The organism is Streptomyces longisporoflavus (assembly GCF_014649775.1).
Lineage (GTDB): Bacteria > Actinomycetota > Actinomycetes > Streptomycetales > Streptomycetaceae > Streptomyces > Streptomyces longisporoflavus.
Genome location: NZ_BMTR01000020.1, coordinates 1 through 25,538, shown reverse-complemented (window position 1 = coordinate 25,538; position 25,538 = coordinate 1). Strand labels below are relative to the sequence as shown.

The 25,538-nt window shown below is 72.3% G+C and carries 15 protein-coding genes and 1 pseudogene; 10 read left to right on the top strand and 6 right to left on the bottom strand.

Annotated features, from left to right (window positions below):
• Positions 1-12: 12 nt before the first annotated feature.
• Positions 13-963: a LysR family transcriptional regulator gene (locus IE226_RS32360; protein WP_190084992.1), complete on the top strand. Its 951-nt coding sequence runs from the start codon at positions 13-15 to the stop codon at positions 961-963.
• Positions 964-1,060: 97 nt separating this feature from the next.
• Entirely contained in the window at positions 1,061-2,428 is a 1,368-nt protein-coding gene (locus IE226_RS32355; protein WP_190084991.1) for a carbohydrate-binding protein, read from the top strand.
• A gap of 33 nt (positions 2,429-2,461) precedes the next feature.
• Here the strand turns inward: IE226_RS32355 and IE226_RS32350 are convergent, their stop codons facing one another.
• From IE226_RS32350 to IE226_RS32335, 4 genes are read right to left on the bottom strand one after another with little or no spacing between them, the layout of a single operon-like run.
• Positions 2,462-3,091, bottom strand: a complete 630-nt coding sequence (locus IE226_RS32350) for a response regulator (protein WP_308429575.1) — start codon at positions 3,089-3,091, stop codon at positions 2,462-2,464.
• Positions 3,084-4,343: a sensor histidine kinase gene (locus IE226_RS32345; RefSeq protein ID WP_190084990.1), complete on the bottom strand. Its 1,260-nt coding sequence runs from the start codon at positions 4,341-4,343 to the stop codon at positions 3,084-3,086. The genes IE226_RS32350 and IE226_RS32345 overlap by 8 nt, the downstream gene beginning before the upstream one ends.
• Positions 4,344-4,398: 55 nt before the next feature.
• The gene (locus tag IE226_RS32340; protein WP_190084989.1) at positions 4,399-5,178 is read right to left on the bottom strand and encodes an ABC transporter permease; all 780 of its coding nucleotides are present in this window, start codon (positions 5,176-5,178) and stop codon (positions 4,399-4,401) included.
• Positions 5,175-6,077: an ABC transporter ATP-binding protein gene (locus IE226_RS32335; protein WP_190084988.1), complete on the bottom strand. Its 903-nt coding sequence runs from the start codon at positions 6,075-6,077 to the stop codon at positions 5,175-5,177. Before IE226_RS32335 ends, IE226_RS32340 begins: the two co-directional genes overlap by 4 nt.
• Before the next feature lie 206 nt (positions 6,078-6,283).
• Between IE226_RS32335 and IE226_RS32330 the strand changes: the two genes are divergently transcribed.
• The 4 genes from IE226_RS32330 to IE226_RS32315 all read left to right on the top strand — a co-directional run bounded on the left by IE226_RS32330 (position 6,284) and on the right by IE226_RS32315 (position 14,616).
• On the top strand, positions 6,284-8,260 hold the full coding sequence (locus tag IE226_RS32330) for an ABC transporter ATP-binding protein (RefSeq protein ID WP_190084987.1): 1,977 nt from the start codon (positions 6,284-6,286) through the stop codon (positions 8,258-8,260).
• Positions 8,257-10,221, top strand: coding sequence for an ABC transporter ATP-binding protein (locus tag IE226_RS32325; protein ID WP_190084986.1), 1,965 nt, complete (start codon positions 8,257-8,259; stop codon positions 10,219-10,221). The genes IE226_RS32330 and IE226_RS32325 overlap by 4 nt, the downstream gene beginning before the upstream one ends.
• A 386-nt stretch (positions 10,222-10,607) precedes the next feature.
• Positions 10,608-12,665, top strand: coding sequence for a M4 family metallopeptidase (locus IE226_RS32320; protein WP_373307075.1), 2,058 nt, complete (start codon positions 10,608-10,610; stop codon positions 12,663-12,665).
• Between the two features lie 313 nt (positions 12,666-12,978).
• Positions 12,979-14,616 (top strand): M4 family metallopeptidase, encoded by a 1,638-nt coding sequence (locus IE226_RS32315; RefSeq protein ID WP_190084984.1) that lies wholly within the window; start codon positions 12,979-12,981, stop codon positions 14,614-14,616.
• Between the two features lie 95 nt (positions 14,617-14,711).
• Here IE226_RS32315 and glgP read toward each other — a convergent pair whose 3' ends face one another.
• On the bottom strand, positions 14,712-17,342 hold the full coding sequence (glgP, locus tag IE226_RS32310) for an alpha-glucan family phosphorylase (protein WP_190084983.1): 2,631 nt from the start codon (positions 17,340-17,342) through the stop codon (positions 14,712-14,714).
• Between the two features lie 212 nt (positions 17,343-17,554).
• Here glgP and IE226_RS32305 point away from each other — a divergent pair, with 212 nt between their 5' ends.
• Both IE226_RS32305 and IE226_RS32300 read left to right on the top strand, forming a co-directional pair.
• Entirely contained in the window at positions 17,555-20,269 is a 2,715-nt protein-coding gene (locus IE226_RS32305; RefSeq protein WP_229871667.1) for a serine/threonine-protein kinase, read from the top strand.
• A 30-nt stretch (positions 20,270-20,299) separates the two neighbouring features.
• The gene (locus tag IE226_RS32300; RefSeq protein ID WP_190084981.1) at positions 20,300-22,588 is read left to right on the top strand and encodes a serine/threonine-protein kinase; all 2,289 of its coding nucleotides are present in this window, start codon (positions 20,300-20,302) and stop codon (positions 22,586-22,588) included.
• 69 nt (positions 22,589-22,657) lie between these two features.
• Here the strand turns inward: IE226_RS32300 and IE226_RS32295 are convergent.
• Positions 22,658-22,786 (bottom strand): annotated as a pseudogene (locus IE226_RS32295) (nuclear transport factor 2 family protein); the annotation flags it as partial.
• A 329-nt stretch (positions 22,787-23,115) separates the two neighbouring features.
• On the opposite strand from IE226_RS32295, the gene IE226_RS32290 reads away from it, so the two are divergent.
• Both IE226_RS32290 and IE226_RS32285 read left to right on the top strand, forming a co-directional pair.
• A complete protein-coding gene (locus IE226_RS32290) occupies positions 23,116-24,330 on the top strand; it encodes a S8 family peptidase (protein ID WP_190084980.1) in 1,215 nt (404 codons plus the stop codon).
• 339 nt (positions 24,331-24,669) lie between these two features.
• Positions 24,670-25,538, top strand: an 869-nt coding sequence (locus IE226_RS32285; protein WP_190084979.1) for a maltotransferase domain-containing protein, incomplete at its 3' end; no start/stop codon positions are given.

Genomic DNA, 25,538 nt, shown 5'->3' with positions numbered 1-25,538 from the left:
CAAGCTCGGCTCATGGACCTGGAGTTGCGGCACCTCAAGACGATCCGGGCGATCGCCGACGCGGGCAGCCTGACCAAGGCCGCCACCGCGCTCGGACTCGCGCAGCCCGCGCTGAGCGCACAGTTGAAGCGGATCGAGCGCGCGCTGGGCGGGGAGCTCTTCGAGCGGGGACGGCAGGGGGTGCGGGCCACCGCGCTCGGGGAGTTCGTGCTCGCCCGCGCCCGTGTGGTGCTGCCCGCGGTCAGCGGGTTGCGGGAGGAGGCGCTGCGGTTCGGCCGGGAGTGGGCGGACGGCGCGGGGTTCCGGCTCGGCGCGACGCACGGGCCGCTGCTCGGGGCCCTGGTCGACCGGTTGGCCGCCGCGCATCCAGGGGCGCGGGTGACCACCCACACCTCGTGGTCGGAGCGGGAGATCGCGTCCCGTACGGCCGACGGGCGGCTCGACTTCGCGCTGGTGGGGACGTGCGGGGCGAGTCCGCCGCCGCAGAGCGAGCTGCTGGTGTGGCGGGAGGTCGCACGTGACCCGGTCTTCGTCATGCTGCCCACCGGACACCCGCTGGCGGCCCGCCGGGAGATCGACCTGACCGGCCTCGCGGACGAGGCGTGGACCGACGTGCCGGGCGACGGCTGTTTCGCGGACTGCTTCACCGCGGCGTGCGCCCGTGCGGGGTTCACGCCGTCCTCCGTCTACGAGACGGACGTGGCGTCCTGCGTGCATCTGGTGCAGGTGGGGCGGGCGGTGGGGCTGTGCCGGGCGACGTTCCCGCCGACGCCGGGTCTGGTGACGAGGCCGCTCGCCGGGTCGCCGCTGTACTGGCGGCATCTGCTCGGCTGGCATCCGGAAGCCCCGGCCCACGACAGGGCGGCGGCGGTCTTCACGCAGGCGCGCGCCGCGCACGCCGAGGCGGCAGCCCGCAGCGAGAGCTACACGGCGTGGCTGGCGGCATCGTCCCGGGGGCCATAACACCGGGGGCGGGGGTCAGCTGACAGCTGTGGGGCAGCTGTTGAGGCTTCTACGTTGTGGGCGATCCGCTCCGCCCTCGCAACCGAGGAGATGTCCCATGCCCCCCATCCATCACAGACGCGCCGCGGCGGCCTGCGCCGCGTTCGCCGCCGCCGGAGCCCTGGCGCTCGCGGGACTGCCCGGCACCGCGAACGCACAGGCGGGCCCCGCCCCCTTGCCCTCCCCCGCCGAGACCGCCGGCGTCGACAGGACTTCGCCCGAGGTCCTGAAGGCCATGCAGCGGGACCTCGGCATCACGTCGGCGCAGGCCGAGGCCCGTCTGGTCAACGAGGCCGACGCCGGCGCCGTCGCGGGAGCCCTGCAAGGCGCCATCGGCCGTGACTTCGCGGGAGCCTGGGTGCAGGGCCGCACATCGGCGCGGCTCACCGTGGCCACCACCGACGCCTCCGACGTGCCCGCGATCGAGGCGCGGGGCGCGCGGGCCGAGGTCGTGCCGCACTCCGTCGCACAACTGGACGCGGCCAAGGCGCGGTTGGACCGCGCGGCCAGGAAGACGGCCACGCGCGACGCTCCCGTCTGGTACGTCGACGTACGGTCCAACGCGGTCGTGGTGCGGGCCGTGCACGTCTCCGCGGCGAAGTCCCTCGTGTCCGCCGCGGGCGTCCGGTCCTCCCTCGTACAGATCGAGAGGACGGCGGAACGGCCGCGTCCGCTGTACGACCTCGTGGGCGGCGAGGCGTACTACATGGGCGGCCGGTGCTCCATCGGCTTCCCCGTGACCAAGGGCACCCAGCAGGGCTTCGCCACGGCGGGCCACTGCGGGCGCGCGGGCACCGCGACCACCGGCTACAACCAGGTGGCACAGGGCACCTTCCAGGCCTCCACGTTTCCCGGCAGGGACATGGCCTGGGTCGCCACCAACTCCCAGTGGACCGCCACCCCGTACGTGAAGGGCCAGGGCGGGCAGCGGATCGGCGTCGGGGGCTCCACGCAGTCCCCGGTGGGTGCGTCGATCTGCCGCTCCGGCTCCACTACGGGGTGGCACTGCGGCACGATCCAGCAGCACAACACCAGCGTCACCTACCCCGAGGGCACCATCAGCGGCGTGACGCGCACGACGGTGTGTGCGGAGCCCGGTGACTCGGGCGGCTCCTACATATCCGGGAGCCAGGCACAGGGCGTCACGTCGGGCGGGTCCGGCAACTGCTCGAGCGGCGGGACGACGTTCCACCAGCCGATCAATCCGCTGTTGCAGCAGTACGGCCTGACGCTCAAGACCACCGGGGGCGGCCCCGGCCCCGGTCCGGGCGACCCCGAGCCCGGCGGCACGTGGGCCGCGGGGAAGGTCTACGCGCCCGGTGACTCCGTCACCTACGGCGGGTCGGCCTATCGCTGCTTGCAGGGGCACCAGGCGCAGGCCGGCTGGGAGCCGCCGAACACGCCGGCGCTGTGGCAGCGGGCGTAGAAGCGGCAGCAGGCGCAGGGACGGCAGCGGCCCTCAGCCCAGAATGCCCCTGCCGTACGCCGTGGCCACCGCGGCTGCCCGGTCCTTGACGCCCAGCTTGCCGTAGATGTGGGTGAGATGCGTCTTGACCGTGGCCTCGCTGATGAAGAGTTCCGCGGCGATCGCACGGTTCGACGTGCCCTTGGCGACGAGCGCGAGCACCTCCCGTTCACGGGTGCTCAGCGGTTCGTTGCCGGGGGCACGCACGCGTGAGACGAGCCGGGACGCGACGGCGGGCGACAGGACCGTACGGCCCTGCGCCGCCGCGCGGACCGCGGTGAACAGCTCGTCGCGGGGCGCGTCCTTGAGGAGGTATCCGGTCGCGCCCGCCTCGATCGCGGGCAGCGTGTCGGAGTCCGTGTCGTACGTGGTGAGGACCAGGACCCTGGCGCGCGCGCCACGGCGGTTCAGCTCGGCGATCGCGTCGACGCCGCCCCCGCCGGGCATGCGCAGGTCCATCAGGACGACGTCCGGGTCGAGGCGCTCCGCCAGGGCGACGGCCTCGACGCCGTCGGCCGCCTCGCCGAGCACCTCGAAGCAGGGGTCGGAGAGGAACATGCCGCGCAGCCCGTCCCGTACGACGGGATGGTCGTCGACGATGAGCAGAGTGATCAGGTCAGCCATGGCGGACCAAAGGTACGCGAGCCGAGAGCGCGGTGCCGTGCCCCGGCTCCGCCTCCACGGTGAAGGAGCCCGCGATGCGTTCGGCGCGGGCCCGCATCCCGTCGAGGCCGAACCCGCCGGAGCCGTTGCGCCGCACCGGGGCCAGCGGGTCGAAACCGCGGCCGTCGTCGCGTACGTCCAGGGCCACCTCGTCCCGCATGTAGGAGAGCGTGACGCCGAGGCGGGCGGCGCCCGCATGCCGGGCGGTGTTGGACAGGGCCTCCTGGACGATGCGCAGGAGCGTCGCCTCGATCTCCTCGTGCAGTGGTTCGGCGGGTCCGGTGACCGTGAAGTCGGCGCGGACGCCGTTGCGTTCGGCCCACTCCGTGACCGTCTTCTCGAGCGCTTCGGGGAGCGCGTCGTGCTCCAGGGCCGTCGGGGAGAGGTTGTGCACGGAGCGGCGGGCCTCGCCGAGGCTGTGCCGGGCGAGGGCGGCGGCGCGGTCGAGGTGCTCGCGGGCCAGTCGCTCGTCGCCCGCGTTCGTGACGACCTGGAGCTGGGCGATGATGCCGGTCAGGCCCTGCGCGATGGTGTCGTGGATCTCGGCCGCGAGGCGACGCCGCTCGTCGGCGACACCCGCTTCCCGCGCCTGGACGAGGAGTTGGGCGTGCAGGGCGGCGTTCTCGTCCATGGCCTCCTTGAGGGCGGTGTTGGTGCGTTCCAGTTCCGCGATGGTGGCCGTGGCGTCGCGGGCTCGCTGTTCCTCCTGCTCCGCGAGGTGGGCGAAGACGGCGAGCAGCGCGATGTTCACCGCGAGAAGACCGCCGAAGACGGTCCAGCCGAGTTCCTCGCCGGGCGGGAGTCCGCCCGACTGCGAGCCCGCCATGATGACCGCGGTGGCGAAGAGGCCGGGCTTGACCAGGCGTGGCGGCAGCAGGCGCTCGGCGCCGAAGTAGCCGACGACCGCGTAGAAGGCGAAGAACGGGTTGATCCAGGTGAGGACGAAGGCGATCGCCCAGCGCACGGCGTAGTAGAGGGTGCCCGCGGGCGATGGGCCCGGCCGGGAGCGGGCGAGGACGCCCCACCACGCCTGGAGGGCGAGCGCCGCGCCGATCAGTGCCGCCGCCGCGTACCACTCGCCGGGGCTCGTGCCGACGACGGCGCTCGTGGCCACCGACATGAGGACGCCGAACCCGAGCAGGACGTAGGGGCCCCAGCGGTAGAACGTGCCCCAGCGCCGCTCGATCATCTCCGTGGCGTCAGCCGTACTCATGCTCACGTCCCCAGTGTCGGTCACCTGCCGGGCTGTCCGCCGGGCCGCCCGCGCGTCATTCCCACCGGAACCAGCGCGCGGCGCCCGCCGAGAGGGCGACCGCCCACAGGACGAGCACGCCGAGGTGGGAGAAGGACGGCCAGTCGCCGCCCGCCGCCTCGCCCAGCGCCTGCGCGGCGGCGCCGAGCGGGGCGAGTTCCACGATGCGGGCGAGCGCGTCCGGCATCGCCTGCACCGGCAGCCAGACGCCGGCACTGAACATCGAGGGGAAGAAGACGGCGGAGCCGATGGCGGTCGCGGCCTTGGTGGTGCGGGCGAGCGCCGAGACCAGGGCGCCGAGCGCGAGCCCGCACGCGATCGCGAGGAGCAGCGCGAGGACGTAGCCGAAGGCCTGGCGCGGCAGCGGCACGTCGAAGACCAGGCGGCCCACGGCCAGCGAGAGCAGGGCCGAGACGAGCGCGGCGGCTCCGTGGATGCCCATCTGCGCGCCGAGCACGGCGGAGGGGCGGACCGGCGTCGCGGACATGCGGCGCAGGATGCCGCGTTCGCGGTAGCCGGTGATCAGCGGCGGCATGGCCTGCAGGCCCGCCATGATCAGGGAGAGCAGCACCGTCACGGGGACGTACGCGTCGACGAGGCGGATGCCGCCGAGGCCGGCGTCGGTCTCCCGGAAGGAGGGGATGGAGCCGAGGACCACCAGGAGGATGGTGGGGAAGAGCATGATCCAGAAGAGGGCGCCGGGCTCGCGGCGGAAGATCCGGAACTCGGCCTTGAGCACGGCGGCCGACGCCCTGCGCGGCGCGCCGGCGTGAGGTGCGGTGACGGCGGCGGTCATGCCGATGCTCCCGTCAGGTCGAGGAAGGCGTCGTCCAACGTGGCGTCGGATACCCGGAGTTGGTGTGCGGTGATGTGGTGCCGGGCGAGCAGCGTGATGGCGGCGTCGACGGTCTCGTCGGTGCCGTTCAGGGTGTAGCGGCCGTCGCGGTGGTCGACGGAGGTGACCGCGGGCAGCGCGGCGAGGAGGTGCTCGTCCAGGGGCGCGGACGGCGTGAAGGACATGACGGTGGAGTTCGCGGCCCGGCTGATCAGGCCCGCCGGGGTGTCGAGGGCGGCGACCCGGCCCTTGTCGATGACCGCGATGCGGTCGCAGAGGCGCTGCGCCTCCTCCATGAAGTGGGTGACGAGCAGGACGGTGACACCTCTGTCGCGTACGTCCTCGATGAGTTCCCAGGTGTCGCGGCGGGCGCGCGGGTCGAGCCCGGTGGTCAGCTCGTCGAGCACGACCACCCTCGGGTTGCCGATCAGCGCGAGTGCGATGAACAGGCGCTGCTTCTGGCCTCCGGAGAGCTTGCCGAAGCGGCTGTCCAGCTTGTCGGTCAGCCGCAGGCGTTCGGCGAGGGGGTGCCAGTCGGCGGGGTGCGGGTAGAACGCGGCGTACAGCTCCAGGGCCTCGCGCACGGTGAGCTTCGCCTGCAACTCGCTCTCCTGGAGCTGGGCGCCGAGGATGCGGGTGACCATGTCGTGGTCGGCGACGGGGTCGAGCCCGGCGACGCCGACGGTGCCGGTGTCGGGGACGCGCAGCCCCTCGACGCATTCCACGGTGGTGGTCTTGCCCGCGCCGTTGGGGCCGAGGACGCCGAAGATCTCGCCCTCCTCGACCGCGAAGGAGACGCCGTCGACGACGGTCCGTCCGCCGTAGGCCTTGCGCAGGTCGTGCACTTCGATGATGGGCATGGTCCGAGCCTCGCCGGTGGGCGCGGGTGCGGACATCGCCCGTCCCGCTCGAAGCGGCATCAGCCGATCGGATGATGCAGGGGTACGACTTCACCGGCGCGGGCGTTCTCCCCAGCCGTCCGGCCCGGTCGTAGGACCAGCGGACGAGCACGGACGGACCAAAACTCGGTGGGCTCCGTCAGTGGTCGTCCGTAGGCTCGCTCCTGATGCCGAAACCAGATGCACCGACCAAGGAACCTGCCGGGAAAGCCGCCCCGGAGTCTGCCGGGGGGTCTGCCCGGGGGTCCGCCCGGGAAGGGTCGGCGGCGCGGACGCTGCTCAGGCTGTGGCCGTACGTCCGTCCCGTCCGAACCCGCCTGTTCAGCGCGGCGTTTGTCGCCATCCTCGCTTCCTGTACGGGTCTCGTCTTCCCTCTCGTACTGAAGTGGCTGGTGGACGGCCCGGTGGCGGACCGGGATCTCGGCGGGGTGTGGGTCGGGGCGCTGCTCCTGCTGCTGCTCGGTGTCGCGGAGGCGCTCCTTTTCGGTCTGCGCCGGTGGCTCGTGGCGCGGCCCCTCGCCTCGGTCGAGGCGGCGATGCGGGCGGATCTCTACCGCCACCTCCAGCGGCTTCCGGTGGCCTTCCACGACCGCTGGGCCTCGGGGCAGTTGCTGTCGCGCGGCACGACGGATCTGATGCTGCTGCGGATGTTCCTCGCCTTCCCGCTGACGTTCCTGGTCGTGAACGGGACGACGATCGTGGTCGGCATGGCGATCCTGGTGGCGCAGGACTGGGCCCTCGGCCTCGTGCTCCTGACGCCGCTGGTTCCGCTGGTGATCGTCTGCGCGTACTACGAGGGCCGGTACATGGCCGTGGCGCGGCGGGCGCAGGACCAGGTCGGCGATCTGACGACGGTCGTCGAGGAGAGCGTGCTCGGCATCCGCATCATCAAGGGCTTCGGCCGGCACCGCAGTCAGGCGCGCGCGTTCCGCGAGCTCTCGCGCACGCTGCGGGGCACGGAGTTGGCCAAGGCCCGCCTGCTCGCGGCGATCTACGCGGTGATCATGGCGCTGCCGGAGGTCGCGATCGGCGCGGCGCTGGTGCTCGGGACCGTGCAGGTGGCGGACGGCGGCCTGTCCACGGGCACGCTGGTCGCGTTCCTCTCCACGGCGCTCGCGCTGCGCTGGCCGGTGGAGTCGATCGGGTTCCTGCTCGCGATGAGCCAGGAGTCGGCGACGGCCACGGAGCGCTACTTCGAGGTGATGGACGCGGAGCCGGAGTCCTCCTCCGCCCTCGCCGCGTCACCCGGCGAGGGTTCCTCCGAGGGCTCCGACGGCTCCTCCGATACCGACGGTCTCCGCTTCCACGGCGTACGGTTCCGCTACCCGGACGCGCCCGCCGATGCCCCGCCCGCGCTCGACCGCATCGACCTGCACATCCGCCACGGCGAGACGCTCGCGCTCGTCGGCGCGACGGGCAGCGGCAAGACCACGCTGACGGCGCTTGTGCCCCGGCTGCACGAGGTGACCGAGGGTCGCATCACGCTGGACGGCGAGGACATCGCGGAGATGGAACGCGAGCGGCTGCGCACGCTGGTGGCCGTCGCCTTCGAGGAGCCGACGCTGTTCTCCGCGACGGTGGGCGAGAACGTCCTGATGGGGGCAGGGGAGGACGCGGGCGACGCGGAGTTGCGACGCGCCCTTGAGGTCGCCCGCGCCGACTTCGCGCACGCGCTGCCGCAGGGCACGGACACGCAGGTCGGCGAGCAGGGCCTGAGTCTCTCCGGCGGCCAGCGCCAACGCCTCGCCCTGGCCCGCGCGGTGGTGGGCCGCCCGCGCTTCCTGGTCCTCGACGACCCGCTCTCGGCGCTCGACGTCCACACGGAGACCCTGGTGGAAGCGGCCCTGCGCCGCGTCCTGCGGGACACCACGGCCCTGGTCGTGGCCCACCGCCCCTCCACGGTCCTCCTCGCTGACCGCGTCGCCCTCCTCTCCGAGGGCCGTATCACCGCGGTGGGCACGCACCAGGAACTGCTGCGGGAGAACGCGGAGTACGCGTGGCTGATGTCGGGAGCGGGGGCGGCTCCCGTGACCGGGGAAAGGGCTCCGGCACCCGTGGGCGGGCGGGCGGAAGCGGGCCCCGGGTTTGCCGATGTACATACGGAGGCGGGCGTCGTGTCCGCGGAGGGGGAGGGCCAGCGATGAGCGCGTCCACGCCGGCGTCACAGACCACGGGGCCGGGCGGGGAGGGCCCCTTTCCGCAGGGCGAGGATGGCCCCTCCCCGCAGGATGCCGGTCGCCCCGCACCACCCCCCGGCGAGCACACCACCCCCAGCTCAGGGGCGCCGCCCGAAAGCGCCGCTCCCGCCGACGACTTCGACAAGGACACCCTCCCCGCACCTCCCGGCGCCACCTCCGCCCTGCTGCGTTCGCTGCTCTCGCCCCTGCGCGGACGTGTCGTCCTCGCGACCGTGCTGCTGCTCCTGCAACAGGCCGCCGTGCAGGGCGGGCCGTTGCTCGTCGCGTATGCCATCGACAGCGGCGTGCCCGCCGTCCGGGTCGGTGACTACGGGCCGCTCGTGGCCATCGGCATCGGATACCTGCTCTGCGCGGGCGCGTCCGGCGGTTTCCAGTACGCGTTCATCGTGGCCTCGGCCCGCGTCAACCAGGACGTCCTGCTCGATCTGCGCGGCCGCATCTTCCGGCACGCGCAGGCCCTGAGCGTGGACTTCCACGAGCGGTACACCTCGGGGCGGCTCATCTCCCGGTCCACCACCGACGTGGAGTCCCTGCGGGAACTCCTCAGCGAGGGGCTCCAGGAGCTGATCACGGTCATCCTGTCCTTCGTCTACATCTCGGCGATGCTCCTCTGGCTCGACTTGGGTCTCGGAGCCGTCGCCGTCGCCTCGTTCGTGCCGCTCTACCTCCTCGTACGCCGCTACCAGCGCCGCGCGGGCCCCCTCTTCGGGAAGCGGTCCACCGCCATCGCCTCCGTCATCGTGAAGTTCGCCGAGACGATGAACGGCATCCGCCCGGTCCGTGCCTTCCGGCGCGAGCGCGCCAACGAGGAGGAGTTCGGCGTACTCAACCGGCATCACGAGCGGGCCAACGGCGACGCCATGCTGGAGATGGCCCGCTATGTGGTCGGCTCGCGGCTCGTCGCCAACACGGCCGTCGCCGGCATCGTCCTGTGGGGTGCCTATCGCGTCACCGAGGACACCCTCGCGCTCGGCGTGCTCGCCGCGGCCGTGCTGTATCTGCGGCGCCTGTACGACCCGATCGACCGGCTCGGGATGTTCCTGAACTCCTACCAGTCGGCCGCCGCGTCCCTGGAGAAGGTCGCCGGACTGCTCGCCCAGACCCCCTCCGTGCCCGAGCCCCACCCCGACCGCACGCGGACGCTGCCCGCCCTCGCCTCCGAACACCCCGGCCGCGAGGTCGATTTCGACGGCGTCCGGTTCGCCTACCGGACCGGCGGCGAGGTGCTGCCCCGCTTCGACCTGACGCTGCCCGCCGGGCAGACCGTCGCCGTGGTCGGCTCCACCGGCGCCGGCAAGTCCACGCTCGCCAAGCTCCTCGCCCGCTTCTACGACCCGACTGCGGGCAGGGTGCTGCTCGACGGCGTCGACCTGCGGGATCTTTCCAACGCGGAGCTCCGGCGCGGTGTCGTCATGGTGACCCAGGAAGCCTTCCTCTTCTCCGGGACCGTCGCCGAGAACATCGCCATCGGCCGCCCCGACGCCACCCGCGAGGAGGTCGTGCGGGCGGCGAAGGCCATCGGCGCGCACGACTTCATCGCGTCCCTGCCCGACGGCTACGACACCGACGTACGCAAGAGGGGCGGCCGTATCTCCGCAGGTCAGCGCCAGCTCGTCGCCTTCGCGCGGGCGCTGCTCGCCGACCCGGCGGTGCTGATCCTCGACGAGGCGACCAGCTCGCTCGACATCCCCGGCGAACGGGCCGTGCAGCGCGCCATGCGCACGGTCCTGCGCGGCCGGACCGCGGTCGTGATCGCCCACCGTCTCTCCACGGTGGAGATCGCCGACCGGGTGCTCGTGATGGAGCACGGCCGTGTCGTGGAGGACGGCACTCCGGCCGAACTCATCGCCGGCAGTGGCTCGTTCGCGGACATGCACCGCGCGTGGCGGGACAGCGTGGTGGGATAGGCGCGCGCGTCGGGCGCCCGGCCGCGTCCCGCCGGACGCATCCGCCCCGAACCCGCCCGCCCGGAGGGGCCGGAATCAGCCACACCCCTCCGGGCGCCCCGAAATGGTCTCGCATCGAACAATCAAAGGCCGCTCACCGTGCGCGACCCCTCCGTATATCGAACGTGAACCACCGGGCAGCGGACCAGTTCCGGCCAACTCTTGACGCACTCCTGACAAACAGAGCGCGCCGGTGCCACTCTTCCCCTCGATTCCCGGCTCCACCGTGTCGCACCAGTGCTCCACCGTTTTCCCAGCTCCACGTTCTGCCTTGTTCTGCCCGGACGGCACGACCGCGCCGCCCGGTCCCCCTGGCCGCGCACCCCGCGGCCACGCAGAAGGAGTCCGTGTTGAGAAGCACCTCTCACAGACCTGCCTCCCACAGACGCGCCACCGCAGCGGGCGCCCTGACCGCCGTCGCCGCCCTCGTCGCGGTGGCCTTCCAGACGGGCCCGGCATCCGCCGACGACCCCGCGATACCACCGGCCAAGACCTCGGCCGCGGCCAAGATAGGCAAGGCCGACCCCGGTTCCCTGCCCGTGAAACTCACCCCCGCCCAGCGTGCGGCGCTCCTGAAGGACGCCAACGCCACGAAGGCGGAGACGGCCAAGGACCTGGGGCTCGGCGCCAAGGAGAAGCTCGTCGTACGCGACGTCACCAAGGACGGCGACGGCACGACGCACACCCGCTACGAACGCACCTACGACGGACTGCCCGTCCTCGGCGGCGACCTGGTGGTCGACGAGGCGAGGTCCGGCAAGACCGAGGGCGTCACCAAGGCCGCGAAGGCCGAGCTCAAGGGCGTCGACACCACCGCCGACGTGAAGGCCGCGACCGCCGAGAAGCAGGCGCTCGGCGCGGCGAAGGCCGAGGGCTCGAAGAAGACCGACGCGGACCGCGAGCCGCGCAAGGTCGTCTGGCTGGCCGAGGGCAAGCCGACGCTCGCGTACGAGACGGTGGTCGGCGGGCTCCAGCACGACGGCACCCCGAACGAGCTGCACGTCATCACGGACGCGGCCACGGGCAAGAAGCTCTTCCAGTGGCAGGGCATCGAGAACGGCACGGGCAACACGCAGTACAGCGGTCAGGTCACCGTCGGCTCGGCGCAGTCGGGGTCGAACTACACCCTCACCGACAACACCCGCGGCGGCCACAAGACGTACAACCTCAACCGCGGCACGTCCGGCACCGGCACCCTCTTCTCGGGCCCGGACGACGTGTGGGGCAACGGCCAGCCCTCCAACCTGGAGACCGCCGGCGCGGACGCGGCCTACGGTGCCCAGCTGACGTGGGACTACTACAAGAACGTGCACGGCCGTTCCGGTATCCGGGGCGACGGCGTGGGCGCGTACTCGCGGGTCCACTACGGCAACAACTACGTCAACGCGTTCTGGTCCGACGCCTGCTTCTGCATGACGTACGGCGACGGCTCGGGCAACGCCAAGCCGCTGACGTCCATCGACGTGGCGGCCCACGAGATGACGCACGGCGTGACGGCGGCCACCGGCAACATGACGTACAGCGGTGAGTCCGGTGGCCTGAACGAGGCGACGTCCGACATCTTCGCGGCGGCCGTGGAGTTCCACGCCGACAACGCGCAGGACAAGGGCGACTACTTCGTCGGCGAGAAGATCGACATCAACGGCGACGGCACCCCGCTGCGCTACATGGACAAGCCCAGCAAGGACGGCGCGTCCAAGGACTCCTGGTACTCGGGCATCGGCAGCATCGACGTGCACTACTCGTCCGGCGTCGCCAACCACTTCTACTACCTCCTGAGCGAGGGAAGTGGCGCGAAGGTGGTCAACGGCGTCTCGTACGACTCGCCCACCTCGGACGGTCTGCCCGTGACCGGAATCGGTCGGGACAAGGCGTCGCTCATCTGGTACAAGGCGCTGACGACGAAGTTCACCACGACCACCAACTACGCGGCGGCCCGCACCGGGACGCTCGCGGTGGCCGGTGAGCTGTACGGCACCAGCAGCGCCGAGTACGCGGCGGTGGCCCACGCGTGGGCCGGCGTCAACGTCGGCGCCCGGCCCGGCGGCGGTGGCGGCACGGACTTCGAGAACACCACGGACGTGGCGATCCCGGACCGCGGCGCGGCCGTCACCTCGTCGGTCAACGTCACCGGCCGCACGGGCAACGCGCCAGCCGCGCTGAAGGTCGGCGTGGACATCGTGCACACCTGGCGCGGCGACCTGGTCATCGACCTGGTGGCCCCGGACGGCTCGACGTACCGCCTGAAGAACTCCAGCGCGAACGACTCGGCGGACAACGTCGTGGAGACCTACACGGTCAACGCCTCGTCCGAGGTGGCCAACGGCACCTGGAAGCTGAAGGTGCAGGACGTGGCCGCGCAGGACACCGGCCGCATCAACAGCTGGAAGCTCACGTTCCCGTAAACCGGTGAACCCGTAGGCACCGACCGGGTTCGAGGGAACACGCACCGACTTGCGCCGCTCCGGGTGGACCGACTCCCCGGAGCGGCGCAGCCATGTGTGCGGGCAGGTGCGTAACACGCCGTTCGCATTGCGTACATGGACCATCGCTCAACGGACGATTTCTGGCCAACCTGCATCCAGGTACCTGACATGCACCTGGCTCAACTGACACTCTTCCCTCGCACGACACAACAGAACATCTGTACACCGCACCGCATCTTTCAGCCCGGACAGCTCCCCATGGCCGTCCGGGCCCCCCACAGAAGGAGCATGCGTGACCCCCCACATATCCCGGAAGCGCTCAACGCTGGCCATAGCCACCGCTGTTGCCGCCGGAGCGCTTCTCGCCGGAACTCTGGCCACCGGAGCCTCCGCGCAGCCCGACCAGGCCGCCGCGGCGCCCGCCGGAGCACCGATCGCGCTCTCCTCGACCGCCCGCGCGGGCCTGTTGCAGGACGCGAACGCGGACAAGGCGGCCACCGCCGAGAAGATCGGCCTCGGCGCCAAGGAGAAGCTCGTCGTACGCGATGTCGTCAAGGACCGCGACGGCACCACGCACACCCGCTACGAGCGCACTTACGACGGACTGCCCGTCCTCGGGGGCGATCTGGTCGTCCACACCGCCAAGAGCGGCTCGGTCAAGAGCGTGACCAAGGCGACCAAGGCCACCATCAAGGTCGCCTCGACCTCCGCGAAGGTCGCGGCCACGTCGGCCGCGAAGTCCGCCGAGTCGACCGCCGCCAAGAGCGGCGACACCAAGAGGGCCGACGCGCAGGCTCCGCGCAAGGTCGTCTGGGCCGCGTCCGGCAAGCCGGTCCTCGCCCACGAGACCGTCGTCACCGGCGTCCAGAAGGACGGTACGCCCAGCAAGCTGCACGTCATCACCGACGCGGCCACGGGCAAGAAGCTCTTCCAGTACCAGGCCATCGAGAACGGCGCGGGCCACAGCCAGTACAGCGGCGACGTCGAGATCGGCTCCAAGAAGGGTTCGAGCGGCTTCGACCTGACCGACGACTCGCGCGGCGGCCACTCGACGTTCGACCTGAACCACGCCCAGAGCGGCGAGGGCAAGCTCGTCACGGACGACGACGACACCTGGGGCACCGGAAAGGCGGACGACCCGCAGACCGCCGCCGTCGACGCCGCCTACGGAGCCCAGCTGACCTGGGACTACTACAAGACCGTGCACGGCCGCGAGGGCATCAAGGGCGACGGCAAGGGCGCCACATCCCGCGTCCACTACGGCAAGTCGTACGTCAACGCCTTCTGGGACGACAGCTGCTTCTGCATGACGTACGGCGACGGCGAGGGCGACAAGAAGCCCCTGACGTCGATCGACGTGGCGGCCCACGAGATGTCGCACGGCGTCACCGCGGCCACCGCCAACCTGGAGTACAGCGGCGAGTCGGGCGGCCTGAACGAGGCCACCTCCGACATCTTCGGCGCCTCCGTCGAGTTCAACGCCAAGAACGCCGAGGACACCGGCGACTACCTCATCGGCGAAGAGATCGACATCAACGGCGACGGTTCTCCGCTCCGCTACATGGACAAGCCCTCCAAGGACGGCAACTCCCTGGACAACTGGAGCGCGGACGCGGGCAACGTGGACGTCCACTACTCCTCGGGCATCGCCAACCACTTCTTCTACCTGCTGTCCGAGGGCAGCGGCGCGAAGGAGATCAACGGCGTCAAGTACGACTCCCCGACCGCCGACGGCTCCAAGGTCGAGGGCATCGGCCGCGACAAGGCCGAGAAGATCTGGTTCAAGGCCCTGACGTCGTACTTCACGACGACGACGGACTACAAGGCGGCCCGTGAGGGCACGCTGAGCGCCGCGAAGGACCTGTACGGCGCTGACTCCGCCGAGTACAAGGGCGTGGACGCGGCCTGGGCCGGCGTCAACGTCAAGTAGTTCCTGGTCGAACGCCGGGCGCGCCGAGGTCCTTCGGCCCGCCCGGCGTTCGCGTGCGCGGCATCCGTGCGCGGCATTCGTGCGCGGCATCCGCCCTACCGCAGCAGCACCCCCGCGGCCTCCCCCGTCCCCTCCGACGGCACGGCCACGAGCCCGAGCTCGGCGCCACTGGCAAGCAGTCGATGGGCGGGCAGAATCCGCACCGTGTAGCCGAACGGCCCCGTGCGGTCCAGGGCGAGCGGGCCCTCGTAGAGGCGGCGGCCCTCCGCGTCGGGGCCGCCCACGGCCTTCAGCGGCAGCGGCCTCGCGTCGGCGATGACGTCCTCGGGGTCGACGCGGCCCGCGATCGACTGGACCTCCACGTCGTCCGGGGACAGTTCGCCGAGGTGCACGCGAACCCGCAGCGAGAGCGTGGCGCCGAGTTCGGCCGTGGCGCCGGTCGCCGACGCCTCGACGTGATCGACGGCGACCCGCGGCCAGGCCGCACGCACCCGCGTCTTCCAGGCGGCGAGCTCCACCGCGGCGTCCGCGCCCAGCGTGCGGTGCGCCCGCGCTGCGGGCACGTACAGCTGCTCGACGTAGTCACGCACCATCCGCCCGGCGAGGACCTTGGGGCCGAGCCGGGTCAGCGTGCGCCGGACCATCTCGATCCACCGGTCCGGCAGTCCGCCGGGTCCCTGTTCGTAGAAGCGGGGGGTGATCCTGCGCTCCAGGAGGTCGTAGAGCGCCGCGGCCTCCAGGTCGTCACGGCGGTCGTCGTCCGTCGCCGCCCCGTCCGCCGTGGGGATCGCCCAACCGAAGTCGGGCTCGAACCATTCGTCCCACCAGCCGTCCAGGACCGACAGGTTGAGGCAGCCGTTCAGTGCCGCCTTCATCCCGCTCGTGCCGCACGCCTCGAGGGGCCGCAGGGGGTTGTTCAGCCAGACGTCGCACCCCGGATAGAGCTTCTGCGCCATCGCCATGCCGTAGTCCGGCAGGAACACGATGCGGTTGCGTACCCGCGGATCGTCCGTGAAGCGCACGAGCTCCTGGATGAGCCGCTTGCCCCCGTCGTCCGCCGGATGCGCCTTGCCCGCGACCACGATCTGGATCGGCCGCTCCGGATGCGTGAGCAGCTCCATCAGCCGGTCCCTGTCCCGCAGCATCAGCGTCAGGCGCTTGTAGGAGGGGACGCGGCGCGCGAAGCCGATCGTCAGGACGTCGGGGTGGAGTACGTCGTCGATCCACCCCAACTCCGCGCTGGCGGCGCCCCTTTGCCGCCACGAGGCGTACAGCCGCTGCCTGACCTCCGTCACCAGCTGGCTCCGCAGGTCGCGCCGCAGCTCCCAGATGTCCGCGTCCTGGATCTCGGCGACCGCGTCCCACCTCTCCGAACCGCCCACGGACAGCGCGTCCTCGGTGCGCTGGGCGCCGATCTGGCGGGCGCCGAGGCGGAACACCTCGGGGGCGACCCAGGTCGGGGCGTGCACGCCGTTCGTGACGGAGGAGATCGGCACCTCTTCGGCGTCGAACCCCGGCCACAGGCCCGCGAACATCTCGCGGCTCACCTTGCCGTGCAGGGTGGAGACGCCGTTGGCGCAGCGTCCCAGGCGCAGGCCCATCACCGCCATGTTGAAGCGGTTGGGCTCGCCGCCGGGGTAGGTCTCCATGCCCAGGCGCAGTATGCGCTCGACGTCGATGCGGGGCAGTTCGGCGTGCGGTCCGAAGTGCCGGGCGACCAGTTCGCGGTCGAAGCGGTCGATTCCGGCGGGTACGGGCGTGTGGGTGGTGAAGACGGTCCCGGCCCGCACCGCTTCGAGTGCCGCGTCGAACTCAAGGCCCTGGTCGGCGAGTTCGTGGATGCGCTCCAGACCCAGGAAGCCCGCGTGGCCTTCGTTCGTGTGGAAGACCTCGGGATCGGCGTGCCCGGTCAGCCTGCAGTACGCCCTTATGGCGCGGATTCCGCCGATGCCGAGCAGCATCTCCTGGAGCAGCCGGTGCTCGCTGCCGCCGCCGTAGAGCCGGTCGGTCACCTCGCGGGCGCCGGTGTCGTTCTCCTCGACGTCCGAGTCGAGCATCAGCAGCGGCACGCGCCCGACGGCTGCCTGCCAGACGTGCGCGCGCAGCGAACGGCCGCCGGGCAGCGCGATCGACACGAGGCTCGGAGTGCCGTCCGCCTCACGCAGGAGCGTCAGGGGCAGCTCGTTCGGGTCGAGCACGGGGTACGTCTCCTGCTGCCAGCCGTCGCGGGACAGGGACTGGTGGAAGTAGCCGTGCCGGTAGAGCAGGCCGACCCCGATGAGCGGAAGCCCGAGGTCGCTGGCCGCCTTCAAGTGGTCGCCGGCGAGGATGCCGAGCCCGCCCGAGTACTGCGGCAGGGCGTCGGTGATGCCGAACTCGGGCGAGAAGTAGGCGACGGCGCGCGGCAGTTCGCCGCCTCGCTCGGCGGACTGCTCCTGATACCAGCGGGCCCCGGTGACGTACTCCCGCAGTCCGTCCGAGGTCTCGGCGAGTCGGCGCAGGAACACCTCGTCCCCGGCCAGCTGGGCAAGGCGCGCGGGCGGCACGCTGCCGAGGAGTCGCACGGGGTCGCCGCCCGCGGCGGCCCACTGTGCGGGATCGACGGCCTTGAACAGTTCACGGGTTCCCGTGTGCCAGGACCAGCGCAGGTTGCGTGCGAGCTCCGACAGCGGGGCGAGGGGGGCGGGCAGGGCGGGTCGTACGGTGAATCGACGGATGGCCTTCATCACGGTGCACCTCTGACAGGGTGTCTGACGGGGCGTATGACGGGGGCGTTCACAGATCTCGTATCGACGTGTCGCACCGACGTTAGCGTTGCACCGCCCCTGTCACCACGGCGCACAGGGCGCACGTTCCGGGTCAGGGGTAACGTGGCCCGCAGGGACGGCAGTTGACAGGGGTGCGGGGGGCGGGGCGGATGATCGGCCAGTTGCGTGATGTGTCGCCCCGGCGGGTCGGACCGTATGTGACGCTGGCCCGGCTCGGGGCGGGCGGCATGGGCGAGGTCTTCCTGGCGCGGCCCGCCGATGCCGCGGCGTTCGGGCCCGCGGATCTCGTCGCCGTCAAGGCCATCCGGAACGAACTGGCGACGGACGACATGTTCCGGCGGCGTTTTCGGCGCGAGGCGGAGGTCGCGGCGTCCGTCGACAGCCCGTTCGTCGCGCGGCTCGTGGCGAGCGAGGCCGGGGGCGAGTCGCCCTGGCTGGCCACGGAGTACGTGCCCGGGCCGAACCTCTCCGAGGCCGTGCGCCGGCACGGGCCCCTGCCGCCGGGCGCGGTCGCGGCGCTCGGCGCGGGCGTGGCGCGAGCGCTGACGGCGGTGCACTCGGCGGGCGCGCTGCACCGTGACCTCAAGCCGGGCAACGTCCTGCTCGGCCCCGAGGGCCCCAAGCTGATCGACTTCGGTGTGGCGCGGGTGCAGTCGGCCACCACCATGACCCGCTCCGGCCTGCTCGTCGGCACCCCCGGTTTCATGTCGCCGGAGCACGTGGCGGGCGGCAGGCATGTGGTGGCGGCTTCGGACGTCTTCTGCCTGGCCTCGGTGCTCACCTACGCGGTGACGGGGCGGGACCCCTTCGGCGACGGTCCGATGGCCGCCGTCCTGTACCGCGTCTCGCGGGCCGAGGCCGAACTGGGCGACATGCCGGACGCGTTGCGCGCCGTCCTGTCGGCGTGCCTCGTACGCGATCCGGGTGAGCGGCCCGGCGCGGCGGAGGTCGCCGAACGGTTCGTAGGGCTGCGGGACGCGGCCACGGACGCGCAGTGGCCCGGGGCCGTGCGGGACGCGGTCGGCGAGACGGTGCGGGAAGTGGAGCAGCTGTGCGCCTCGGGACTGCCGCTGCTGCCGGTACCGCTCTGGCCGGAGCCGGAGGCGGGCCACCCGGCAACGGCCCAGGGCAGCCCCGCCACGGCCCCGGCCCACCCGGCCACCGCACCCGGCCATCCGGCCACCGCGCCGGAGCATCCGACCCCCGCACGGGAGCAAACACCCCCTGCCCCCGACCACCCGGCCGCCGTACCGGGCCACCCGGACCCCGCACCCGCACACCCGACCCCCGCACCGGGCCACCCAGCCCCCCTTCCCGGCCGCCCAGCCCGCGCACCCGGCGTGCCCGGCCCCCTCGGCGTGCATCAGTTGCCGACGATGAGCGGCTCGCCGCCGCCTGCCCCGGTGGCCCGTCCCCGCCGCCGCACCTCGCGCGTCCTGCTCGCCACGGTCGCCGCCGCCGTCCTCGCGGGCGCGCTGGGCGGGGGACTCGCCGTATGGGCGCCCTGGCAGGGGGAGTCCGGCGGCGGCGACGGCGCGCAGGGGGAGGTGGACGCGGGCCCCGCCGATCCGGCCGCGGTGAAGAAGCTGATCGCGCGGGCCGGTGTCGACGCGGAGGGCACGGCCGACCGGTCCGGGGTGGTGAAGCAGGTCGCCGCCCAGCGCCCCAAGGGGTGGAAGGCGTGGCGGGGCAGCCTCGGCCACTCCCCCATGAGCTGCGCCGCCGACACCCGCGCCATCGTCTGCCTGCTGACCAACGGCACGTACGAGGCGGTGAGCGCCGTCGACGGGAAGCGGCTCTGGAAGTCCGGCAAGGTCGATCCCGAGGGCGGCGTGGACGAGGCGTACATCGGGCCGAGCGGCGCCTATTTCAGGCCGGGTGACGTGGTCGAGCCGCAAGTGCGGGGCGGCAGGGCGGTCATCGCGCACGACGGCGTCCTCCAGGTCCGCGACTCCGCCACGGGTGACGTCATCTGGGACGCGCCGGCCCCGGACGGCGCGGGCGCGTTCAACCTGCGCCCGCTCCTGGACGACGACACGCTCCTGGTCACCGCGGAGGGTTCGTACGCGAAGGAGGGCTCCATCGCCTCCCTGCACGCCTACGACCTCGACGGCGGGCGCCCGCTGTGGCACGAGGATCTCGGCGCCCCGCTGGAGGCCAAGGCCGACATCAACCGCTACCAGCTGCGGGCCCTGCGCGACGGGGTCGTCTACGCCGACGAGAAGGGCGGCCTCGCGGCGTACGACGCACGGACCGGCGACGAGCTCGGCCGGGCCGCCGGCGAGTGCCGGACGGTGCTCGCCGGCGAGGACGTGCTGTGCACGACGTCCACCGGCGACGCGTCCGGGGCCGATGACGCGTCCGGGTCCGACGACGTGACCGGGGCCGACCGCGCTCTGCCGCCGCGCGTGAAGGTCCTGCAGCTGAAGACCCGCACCTTGAAGGCGGCGGGCGAGCCGTTCTACTACCCGGAGCCCGAGGGATACGGACCGGCTGCAGGGCCGACGGCCATGAACCGCTCCCTCGCGGTCGCCGTCGACCCTGGCAAGGACAGCGTGCTCGTCAACGACCGCGGAGACGGAGACGTGCTGCGTTCCGCGAAGCTCCCCGAGGGGAACGTCCCCGCCTCGTCGCCGCTGGTGCTCGGCGAGCGTGCCGTCTACGCGGACAGCGGCGCGCTGTACACGCTGCCGCTCGACGCCGGTACCGGAAAGGCGACACGGCACCCCGTCCCCGGCGCTCCCGGCGACCGCCCCGAACCCCCGCCGAACGTCAACGGCACCGTCATCTCGGAGACGCTGCGGGCGCCCACCGTCCTGGCCATGGGCGGCGTCGCCCACATCATCTACGACGAGGGGAAGATCTCGTCGGTGGCCCTGCCCTGAGCCTGCCCTGAGCCTGCCCTGAGGAGATCCATGCTCACCCCTCTGCCACCGGGTCACGCCCGCCGCATCGGCCCCTACCGTCTCCTCGCCGGGATCGGGGCCGGCGGTATGGGCGAGGTCTATCTCGCACGGGCGGAGTACGGAACGTCCCGGCAGCTGATCGCCGTCAAAGCCGTACGGCAGGAACTCGGCGCGAGCCAGGACGACGCGTTCCGTGTCCGCTTCCGGCGGGAGATGGCGGCGGCCCGCGCGGTCACCGGGCCGTACACCGCGGCCCTGCTCGACGGTGACGCCGACGCGGAACTCCCCTGGCTGGCGACGGAGTACGTGCCGGGCCCCTCGCTCGCCGAGACCGTCGCCCGCCGCGGTCCGCTGCCCCCGGCGGCGGTACGCGCGCTGGGCGCCGGTCTGGCCCGCGCGCTCGCCGCGGTGCACGCGGCCGAGGTGCTGCACCGCGACCTTAAGCCGGGGAACGTGCTGCTCACCCCCGAAGGGCCCCGCCTGATCGACTTCGGCATCGCGCGGGCCTTCGAGGCGACGGTCCTGACGGCCACGGGCATGATCGTGGGCACGCCGGGTTTCATGGCCCCGGAGCAGATCGAGGGCTCGCACGCGGTCGTCCCCGCTTCGGACGTCTTCTCGCTCGGAGCCGTCCTGTGTCACGCGGCGACGGGCCGCGGCCCCTTCGACGACCCGGAGTTCGCCTCGGTCGTCTTCCGCATCTCGCAGGGTGACGCGGACCTCTCCGGGGTGCCGGACGAGCTGCGCGGCATCATCGCCGAGTGCCTGGACGTCGATCCGGCCCGCCGCCCCGCACCCGCCGCACTCGCCGAACGCCTCAGCGGCAGCGGTAACGGCAGCGGCTCCGCGACCGACCCGTTCCCCTGGCCCTCCGACGTGCTGTCCCTCTTCGCCGAGTACCGCTCCGCCGCGGCCTCGTACGAGCCGCCCGGAGATGCCGCCCCGCCCCCGCCGATGGCTCCGCCCGCCCCCCGGGGAGCGTTCGGTCCCGCTCCATCCCTCGAACGCCGCCGCCTGCCGTGGATCGTGGCGTCCGCCGCTGCCGCCGCGGTGGTCGCCGTGGCGGCGGTCGTCCTGCCCGACGCCCTCGCGGACGATCCGGCCGGGGCTCCCCCGTCGAAAGCCGCCAGTCCACGGCCGGACCGCGGCTCGTCCGCCGACGGCACGGTCACCGCCTACGGCAACCAGGGCCACTCCGGCGAGTTCGGCACGTCGGCCGTGCGCGAGGCCGCGCTCCCCGAGGGCTGGCAGCCGTGGTCGCGCAAGAAGCCGAAGGGCGTGGACAGCATGGGCAAGGGCTGCGTCATCGCGCGCTCCACGCTCGTGTGCCGGGACGGGTGGGGCGCGGCGACCGCCCTGGACACGGCGACCGGCAGGGACCGCTGGCGGGCCCCCGGCTTCCGGGGCACGCCGACCGGAGTCCAGGAGATCCCTCCGGAGACGGACGGCGAGCGGGTCTTCGTCCCCGGCGAGCTGGGCGTGATCGGCCTCGACCTGTCGACGGGTGACGAGATCTGGCGGCACAAGGCTCCGGAGTACGCGGGGGTGATCTCCGTGACGTACGCCCAAGGGGTCCTCTACACCGCCGAGTTCCACACCCGGGCCGCGCCCGACCCGTACACGACGGTGCTGCGGGCCCGCCGCGCGAGCACCGGCGGACAGCTGTGGGAGACCAGGATCGACGGCAAAGTCCGCGGCACGCTGCTCGCACAGGACAACAGGCTGTACGTGGCTCTGGAGGCCGGCGGCGTCATCGCCCTCTCCGCCCGGACCGGCGACGAGAAGGCCAGGGTGCCGAAGCCCGCGTGCGGCGACCTCATCGGATACGGCGGTGCGGTCCTGTGCTGGTCGGTGGAGCGCGCGGGCGTGAGCGTGCTCGACGGCGGCACCCTCGCCTTGCGCCGCACGATCGGGGGCGCGAAGCAGCCCGATGTCGCGCCGGTCGTCGGCGAGAGGGGTGTGCTGGTCATCGCCAACACCGACGAGGACGCCGGGCTGTCGGACCGCCTCACCGCGTACGACTGGAAGTCCGGCAAGGAGTTGTGGGACCTCCCGGCCCGCGGCACTCCCAGCGCCCTCGGCCTCGCCGGTGACCGGCTCCTGACCGCGGGCTTCTACGAGATCCGCACCGTGCCCCTCGACGGCGACGCGGAGAACATCACCCAGCGGACGGTCCCGACCACCGAAACGAAGGCGATCGACGGCCTGCGCGACACGCTGTCGGTGCCGCTCTACCTCGGTGGCGCGATCTTCGCCGAGAACATCGAAGGCCGCCTGGTCTCGGGCCGCGCCCTGTGAGGCCCTACGGGGTGGTCACCACCACGATCGCCGCCGTGTCCCAGTAGAACGGCCGCACCCGCCCGAGGCGACATCGGGGGCGAAGTAGGGGGCGAGCAGGTCGAACGAGGCTCTGCCGGGGCCTCCGGCCGCCAGATAGCGGGACTCCGCCGCGTACATTCCGGTGAGGACGGCCGTCGTGTCCGGCGCGGCGGGCATGGCCGAGGCGCCGGAGGCGGATCGAGAAGTCATGCCGCGAGCATGCCGGTCACGGCGGCCCCTCACCGGCGGAAAACGGACGTTGACCTGCGGCGGTCACCCCGTGGCCCCGCACCTCACGCAGGCATCCCGAACCCGTCCGAAAATCGGCGCAACCCTCACAGCACCCCCACTGGCGATATGGCCGATTCCCCCACGTCCTGTGGTCTTGTAGGCCCTCACGCCGCACGAGAGGCTGCCAAGTGGCGCTCGTGGAGGACACGGGAAATCCGGCATGTATCGGTCCAACTCCACGGGCGGCACATTAAGTTGGGGAGGGAAACCAGCGTATGACTCTTTCGCGAACGAAGCGTCTGCGGTGGGCCGGAGCCGTCACTGCCGCCACCACGGCGGCGGTACTTTCGGCCATCACGCTGCCCGCACACGCCGCTCCCGCCGATGCCCCGCTCGGGGAGATACTCGGCGCCGGGGAACCCGGTTCCATCAGCGGGAGTTACATCGTCACGCTCAAGGGCGGGACACAGGCCCCGACGGACGCGGGCCAGGACATCGCGTCGAAGTATGGGGCGAAAATACGCCACACCTACAGCACCGCGCTCAACGGCTATGCGGTGAAGGTGAGTTCGGACCAGGCCGAGAGACTCGCGGGGGACCCGGAGGTCGCCTCCGTCGTCCAGGACAGCACCGTGTCCCTGGACCGCACCCAGAAGAAGCCGCCCTCCTGGGGGCTCGACCGGATAGACCAGAAGAACTTGCCGCTGGACAAGGCCTACACCTGGCTTGGGACGGCCGGCAAGGGCGTGACCGCCTACGTCATCGACACCGGAGTCCGCACCTCGCACAAGGACTTCGGCGGCCGGGCGAGCAGCGGCTGGGACTTCATCGACGACGACGCCACGGCGCAGGACGGCAACGGACACGGCACGCACGTCTCCGCGACCGTGGCGGGCAAGAGCCACGGCGTCGCGAAGAAGGCGAAGGTCGTGGGCGTCAGGGTGCTCGACGACGCGGGGTCGGGGACGACCGCCCAGGTCATCGCCGGCATCGACTGGGTGACCAAGAACGCCAGGAAGCCGGCGGTCGCCAACCTGAGCCTCGGCGGAACGGCCAACGCCCAGCTGGACGCCGCCGTGCGCAACTCCATCGCGTCCGGGGTCACTTACACGGTCGCCGCGGGCAATGACGGACTCCCCGCGGCCCTGTTCTCGCCGGCCCGCGTGAAGGAAGCGGTCACGGTCGGCGCCACCGACGCGAAGGACGCCAAGGCGGGCTTCTCCAACTGGGGCGGCAGCCTGGACCTGTTCGCGCCGGGGGTCGGCATCACCTCCGCGTGGCACAAGAGCGACTCGGCCACGGACACCATCTCGGGTACGTCGATGGCCTCTCCGCACGTGGCGGGCGCGGCGGCGCTCCATCTGGCCGATCACCCGACGGCCACACCCGCCGAAGTGAGCAAGGCGCTGGCGGGACGGGCGGCCACGGGCCGGGTGACCGGCGCGGGACTCGGCTCACCGAACAAGTTGTTGCAGGTCAACAACCCGTAGGGCACGACGCTTCCACGTCACTTCGACGACGCGTCACACGACCGGCCCCGCCGCACACGGCGGGGCCGGTTCTCCGTGCGCGGCTGCGGCCTTGCTTCGGGAGCCGAGGCGACGCACCCTCGGATACGACGCCTGTATGGGGCCTTACGCACCAGTAGTTAACTAAGCGCCGGATTGCCCACCCGAAATTGGTGGGAAGGCTCCCCCGGAACGCACACGGCTCAGTACGGTCAGTCACGGCTAGGTACGGCTCGGTACGGCCAGCAAGCGCGGCACAGAAGCAGAACCCCTCCACACCCCCGTATCCGCCCGACTCATGTAACGCGGACAGGAGCGGTCATGCCCTCATCTCGCCCGTCGGCTTCGCCCTCGGGAAAGGCCTCTACAAGGGTGCCCGGATCCGCGGCACCACAGCGGGACCCGCAACACCCGCCCCCCTCGCAACACCGGCACAACACGCACGACCCACAGGACACACACGACCCGCGGGACGCGAACGATCCGCAGGACGCGAACGGCTCGCAGGACTCGAACGGTTCGCAGGACGCGCAGGCCCCGCCCCCGCGACCGACCCGGCCGGCCCCCCTCACCGGCCGCATCCCCGTCCTCGACGTGGCGCCCCTCGTGTACGGGGGGCGCAGGCCCGCCAAGGCCGTGGTGGGAGAGACCTTCCAGGTCACCGCCACCGTCTTCCGCGAGGGGCACGAGGCGGTCGCCGCCAATGTCGTCCTGCGCGATCCGCGGGGGCGCCCCGGACCGTGGACGCCGATGCGTGAACTTGCCCCCGGCACGGACCGGTGGGGCGCGGACGTCACGCCGGACGCGGAGGGCCTGTGGACGTACTCCGTCGAGGCGTGGGGCGATCCCGTGACCCAGTGGCGGCACCACGCGCACATCAAGATACCGGCGGGCATCGACACCGACCTCGTCCTGGAGGAGGGCGCCCGCCTGCACGACCGCGCGGCCGCCGACGCCCCGGCGGGGGAGGACCGCGCCACTCTGCGCGCCGCCGCCGAGGCCCTGCGCGACACGGACCGCCCGGTCGCGGCCCGCCTCGCCGCCGCCCTCACTCCGGAGGTGGACGGCGTTCTCGCCGGGCGCCCGCTGCGCGAACTCGTCACGGAGTCGCAGCGGCTGCCGCTTCTCGTGGAGCGTCGGCGGGCGTTGTTCGGGTCCTGGTACGAGTTCTTTCCGCGCTCGGAGGGCGC